General features: G+C 58.4%; 4 protein-coding genes and 1 pseudogene. 4 read left to right on the forward strand and 1 reads right to left on the reverse strand.

Annotation, left to right across the window (positions count from 1 at the left end; all coding sequences use genetic code 11):
• The first annotated feature begins 423 nt into the window (after nt 1-423).
• The 4 genes and pseudogenes from AAAB16_RS08325 to AAAB16_RS08340 all read left to right on the forward strand — a co-directional run.
• Complete coding sequence (locus AAAB16_RS08325; RefSeq protein ID WP_340662914.1) at nt 424-1,680, forward strand: OprD family porin; 1,257 nt, start codon at nt 424-426, stop codon at nt 1,678-1,680.
• 457 nt (nt 1,681-2,137) lie between these two features.
• Entirely contained in the window at nt 2,138-3,691 is a 1,554-nt protein-coding gene (locus AAAB16_RS08330; RefSeq protein ID WP_340662915.1) for a TerC family protein, read from the forward strand.
• A 179-nt stretch (nt 3,692-3,870) separates the two neighbouring features.
• A complete protein-coding gene (locus AAAB16_RS08335) occupies nt 3,871-4,614 on the forward strand; it encodes an ABC transporter substrate-binding protein (RefSeq protein ID WP_340662916.1) in 744 nt (247 codons plus the stop codon).
• Between the two features lie 48 nt (nt 4,615-4,662).
• Nucleotides 4,663-4,863: pseudogene (locus AAAB16_RS08340) on the forward strand (C-factor); the annotation flags it as partial.
• A gap of 17 nt (nt 4,864-4,880) precedes the next feature.
• Here AAAB16_RS08340 and AAAB16_RS08345 read toward each other — a convergent pair.
• On the reverse strand, nt 4,881-5,444 hold the full coding sequence (locus AAAB16_RS08345) for a GNAT family protein (RefSeq protein WP_340662917.1): 564 nt from the start codon (nt 5,442-5,444) through the stop codon (nt 4,881-4,883).
• Nucleotides 5,445-5,536: the final 92 nt, after the last annotated feature.

Below are 5,536 nucleotides of genomic sequence, written 5' to 3' on the forward strand. Positions count from 1 at the left end.
CTCGTAAGGGTGATGCCGATCGCGAACCGCCTACAGGCCCCGTGCAAATTCATCACAAAAGCTGATAATTTCACGCACATAAAAAAGCCGCCTCGGGAGGCGGCAAATAAAACCAAAGGTTGATGAAGGGAGCAAAGTGCCGAATTAGTCTCATAATTCAGCACCTTGGAGATTCATCGGGGCCGATGGTAGCCCGCTTTGCCGGCAAACCAACCATTAATCCCGTCGATAGTAAAAATTGAAATAAGCAGTTTTACCGATCATTCCCCAGCGCGTATTTATCCCAGCCACTGCATAGGCTGGGAATTCCTATAGCCAATAATCCCGTCCCTTGGTCTGCGTACTCGCTACGCTGATTAGCGCTTTGCCATGCAGTCTCCTGCCATCACCTAACACCAAGAAAATTAGTTACAGGGAGCACTTATGTTCAATCGCACACGCATCGCGCTGGCCTGCGCGCTAGCTTCGTTGAGCCTTACGCCGGCTTTCGCCAGCGAGCAATCCGACAGCAAAGGTTTCGTTGAAGACAGCAGCCTGAAACTGTTGCTGCGCAACGCCTACTTCAACCGTGATTACAAAAACCACACCAACGACGCCAAGGTCTGGGGCCAAGGTTTTATCGGTACATTTGAATCCGGTTTCACCCAGGGCACCGTGGGTTTTGGCGTTGACGCCTATGGCCTGCTTGGCATCAAGCTCGACAGCGGCCGTGGCCGTAACTATGGCGCGTTCTTTGATACCGACAGCGACGGCCACCCGGTAGACGACCTGTCCGAAGCCGGTGGCGTGGTCAAGGTACGCTTCTCCAATACCGTGCTGCGTTATGGCAACCAGTTCCCGTCGCTGCCGGTTCTGGCCTATGACGACTCGCGCCTGCTGCCCCAAGCCTTCACCGGCACCCTGGTGACCAGCAAAGAAATTGAAGGCCTGGAACTCAACGCCGGTCGCTTCACCGCCGACAGCCCGATGGGCGATGCCGCGCGCGACCCTAACCATCTGAAAAGCATCGACGTGATCGGCGGTACCTACGCCGTTAACGACGCTCTCAGCGTGGCCGCGTACCACTCCGACGTGGAAGACACCTTCAAGAAGTACTACGGCAACGTGAACTTCACCCAGGTGCTGAGCGACAACCAAGCGTTGAACTTCGACTTCAACATCTACCGCACCGACTACGACAACAACTCCACCGCAGCCCTAGATTTTGGTGGCGACGGCAACAACGACAGCAACACCCTGTGGAGCCTGGCGGCCAAATATAGCGTGGGCGCGCACTCGTTTATCCTCGCCCACCAACGTAGCAGCGGTGACACCGGTTACGCCTATGACTACGGCGACGGTGGCAGCACCATCTACGTGGCCAACTCCTACTACTCCGACTTCAACTGGAAAGACGAGCGCTCCTGGCAGCTCAGCTACGAGTTGGACTTCACCGAGTACGGCGTTGCCGGTCTGAGCTACAAAACCGCCTATGTGCGTGGTAGCGACATCGACCGCGGTGGCGAAACCGACGGCACCGAGCGCGAGTTCTTCAACCAAGTGAAGTACGTTGTGCAAGACGGTACGTTTAAAGACCTGTCGCTGAAACTGCGCAACTCGATCTACCGTGCTGATCGTGATGTAGGCGCCAACCTCAACGAAATCCGCGCGTTTGTTGAATACCCGATCCAGGTGTTCTAAGCGTTCGTTGCAATACAAAGGGGTGAGTACGCCAGACGTATTCACCCCTTTTTTGTACCGCTTAACCGCCGTAGGGTGTGCTGTGCGCACCTTTACGCGGTCTGGTGCGCACAGCACACCCTACGTCGAGTTGGGCTTATAGCGGCTATAGAGGTGAGGGTTTCGAAGACAGATTTCGAAATATATGCCCGCCGACCATAAACACGCGCAGCAGGTAGCATGACCACCCGAAATCAGTTTAGGCCGCAATGAACGCCCTCCAGGAACCTCCGAGTCCAGCTGTGTATGGCTCACCCCGCTACCCATCGTTTACCGACGTTGGTCTGCTACGACACTCGCCATGCTTCACCCGCGCGAAGGTCACTCTCCCCGCAGCCACCTGGCTGCCCTGCACCGCCCGCTCGCTTGAGCTAGGTTTTTCTCCACGCCCCACCTCGACACAGGCTCTGTAACCACTATGGAATGGATAGCTGACCCCACGGCCTGGCTAGGTCTGTTGACGTTGATCGTGTTGGAGTTGGTGCTGGGCATCGACAACCTGGTGTTTATTGCCATCCTCGCCGACAAACTGCCGCCTGAGCAGCGCGACCGCGCGCGGGTGATTGGTTTGTCGCTGGCGCTGTTTATGCGCTTGGGCTTGCTGGCCAGTATCTCCTGGATGGTGACCCTGACCGAGCCGCTGTTTGAGGTGTTGGGCAAAAGCTTCTCGGGCCGCGATTTGATTATGTTGTTTGGCGGCGTGTTCCTGTTGTTCAAGGCGACCATGGAGTTGCATGAGCGGCTGGAGGGGCATATCGCCGAACGCAGCAGCGGCGCTGGTTATGCGCTGTTCTGGCCGATCGTGGCGCAGATTGTGGTGCTTGATGCGGTGTTCTCGCTCGACGCAGTGATTACTGCGGTGGGCATGGTTGAGCACCTGGCGGTGATGATGATCGCCGTGATCGTCTCCATCGGCCTAATGATTGTCGCCAGCAAGCCGCTGACCGCATTTGTGAACGCCCGCCCCACGGTGATCATGCTGTGCTTGGGCTTTTTGATGATGATCGGCTTTAGCCTGGCGGCCGAAGGCTTGGGCTTTCATATTCCCAAAGGCTACCTGTATGCGGCCATTGGCTTCTCGATTCTGATCGAGCTGTTTAACCAGCTGGCGCGCCGCGGGCGTAAGCGCTCGGCTCAAGGTGAACGCCCAATGCGCGCACGCACGGCCCATGCGGTAATGCGTTTATTGGGTGGACGCGCCTTGAGCGCCGATGAGGTTGGTGAAGATATCGTCGACCTGGTCGGCGGCGAAGACAGCGAGCCGGTATTTAACCGTCGCGAGCGGGTGATGATCAGTGGCGTGCTGCAACTGGCGGAACGCCCGGTACGCACTGCCATGACGGCGCGCTCTGCGGTGGCTTACATTGATGTGGCCAATAGCCCGGAGGAGATCCGCCACACGCTGATGCATTCCTCCTACTCGCGCCTACCGTTGATTCGCGACGGGCGTATTGATGAGCCGCTGGGCTTTGTGCACAAGAAGGAATTGCTCAAAGAAATGCTCGCCGGCAACACGCCAGACTTGGTCGCGTTGGTGCGCCCGGCCATCAATTTGCTGGAGCACTTTACCATCCTCAATGCCTTGGAGCAGATGCGCAAAGCGTCGACCCATATCGCCTTTGTGGTGAGTGAGTTCGGTGACTTGGTCGGCGTGCTGACCATGACCGACATTCTTGAATCCATCGCCGGTGAGCTGCCGGATGCCAGCGAGGTTGAGGGTCCGGATATCGTTGCCGATGACGGTGCGTTTCTGGTCAGCGGCGCGCTTAATCTGACCCTGGTGCGCGGGCGAATTGGTTTTGATGCCAGCCCGACCGATGACTACCAAACCGTGGCCGGTCTGGTGATGAGTTTGCTCGACCGCCTGCCGGTTATTGGCGATGAGCTGGTGTGGCACGGGTGGCAGCTGCGGGTAATCGGGGTGGCTGAGCGGCGGGTTACTCGGGTTCGCTTGAGCCGCGCTGACACCTAAGGGTATGCGCTGCCCGGCACTGGCGCGCGGTGTATCTCGCCCGGGCGCCGAGCCGCGCTAACAGCCCTATGTTTTGGTGGAATTGCTTCAGGCGTTAGCCAGTGGCAGGGTCTACGCTTGCCTAGTCTGTTTGCAATGGATTTACCCGTCAGCCATCCACAGAGCAACCAAGCCAACACGTGAAGCCCTCGCCCCTCACTGCCGCGCTGCTCTGGCTGCTACTCAGCACCGCGGTAAAGGCCGAGCCCTATCAGGTCGTGACCGAAGAGTGGGCACCCTACAACTACCTGGAAAACCACCAGCTCACCGGCATGGCCACGGAAATCGTGCGAGCCATCATGGCCCTCACCGACAATGACTTTGAACTGGTGTTGCTGCCCAGCATGCGCGCCACCCTCGCACTGCGTAGCCGGCCCAAGACCATCATGTATTCCATGTTTCGCACTGCCGAGCGCGAGCCTTTGTACAAGTGGGTCGGACCGATCATTGAAGAGTCCATTTACCCCTACCAACTGGCCCATGGGCGGCCTGCACTGTATTCCCTCGAACAATTGCTACGCGTGGAACAGATCACTACACGGCATGCCGGTTTGATACCCGAAACGCTGCAAGCCATGGGCTTTGACAACCTTGATAAAAGCGCCAACGAAAGCCAGCAGCTCTATCGCATGCTGCTCGCCGGGCGCACGGGCGTCATCGTCGGCGATACGGATGCCGGCGTGGCGTATTACAGTCGCCAACTCAACATCGCTCCCGGCACGCTGCGCCAGATTCCCGTGGAGATCTATCGCTCATCGTTGTACATCGCCTTTAGCCGCGACTGTGACGACGAGCTCGTAGCAGCCTGGGCCAAAGCATTGGAGCAACTGCGGCAAAGCGGCGAACTGCAGCGCATCCAGCGCCGGTATGAGGAGCCCTTATGAGCCTGGTCCCCGACTTTTCTGGCCAGGCCAACGTATTGAGCTGCGGCGTCAGCCAGCATTGAACTGAAGCGCCTGAACCCTGGCACCACTGACACTGCACTGTCGAAACCCTTTCAAGCCAACGTACCGGCCGAGCAACTGTTCAAGCCGGCCTTTGCTGCGCAGTCCATTATCGACTTGATCGGCCGTCATGGGCCGGCCGATGGCGGAACGTTCTGGGCCTGGGCTGGTGAACCGAATGCGTGGTGATGGCGGCAACGCCTGGATCAACCAGCGGCGTTGCGCGGGTGATTTTCGCGCCAGGTCTGGGCGATAACGCCAAATTGCAGCAAGTCATGAAACACCCCCTCCTTGAAAAACGCCTGCTTGCTCAGCCCCTCGCGCTGCAGCCCGGCTTTCTCCAGTACTCGCGCCGACGCCACATTCACCGCCATGCAGGCGGTATGCACGCGATGCAATTGCAAGGTCTCGAACGCAAATAGCATCACCTGTTGAACGGCCTCGGTCATATAGCCATGGCCGCGAAACGGGGCGCCCATCCAATAGCCCAAATGCCCGCTACGGTGACGGTTGGACGGCCGCAGGTTGATTACGCCGATCAGTTCGCCAGGACGCAGGTGAATCGCAAACACGAAGTTCTCATCGCGCTCGGCAGCCGCGGCTGAACGCTGGATAAATTCCTCAGCGGCGGCGGGCGTATAGGGCGATGGCATGCCCGCCGTATATGCGGCCACCAATGGATCGTCGCCCAGCGCTGCCAGGCGTAACGCGTTTTCTAGGCGCAGCGGCATAAGGCGCAAGCGTGGGGTGTTCAGCGTGGGCAAATGCATTAAAGGCGCTCCGTGCTAGTGCCCCGCGCCATTTAGCCACGCGAGGTTTCGGGGAAAGTAGCGAAGTCTTTCGCCCCTACGTGCATCTGGCA

It is taken from the genome of Pseudomonas sp., from assembly GCF_037994325.1.
Lineage (GTDB): Bacteria > Pseudomonadota > Gammaproteobacteria > Pseudomonadales > Pseudomonadaceae > Aquipseudomonas.

Excerpts from the sequence above, each read along its gene's own strand:
- AAAB16_RS08345 (WP_340662917.1), bottom strand. The coding sequence starts at position 5,444 with ATGCATTTGCCCACGCTGAACACCCCACGCTTGCGCCTTATGCCGCTG.
- AAAB16_RS08330 (WP_340662915.1), top strand. The coding sequence starts at position 2,138 with ATGGAATGGATAGCTGACCCCACGGCCTGGCTAGGTCTGTTGACGTTG.
- AAAB16_RS08325 (WP_340662914.1), top strand. The coding sequence starts at position 424 with ATGTTCAATCGCACACGCATCGCGCTGGCCTGCGCGCTAGCTTCGTTG.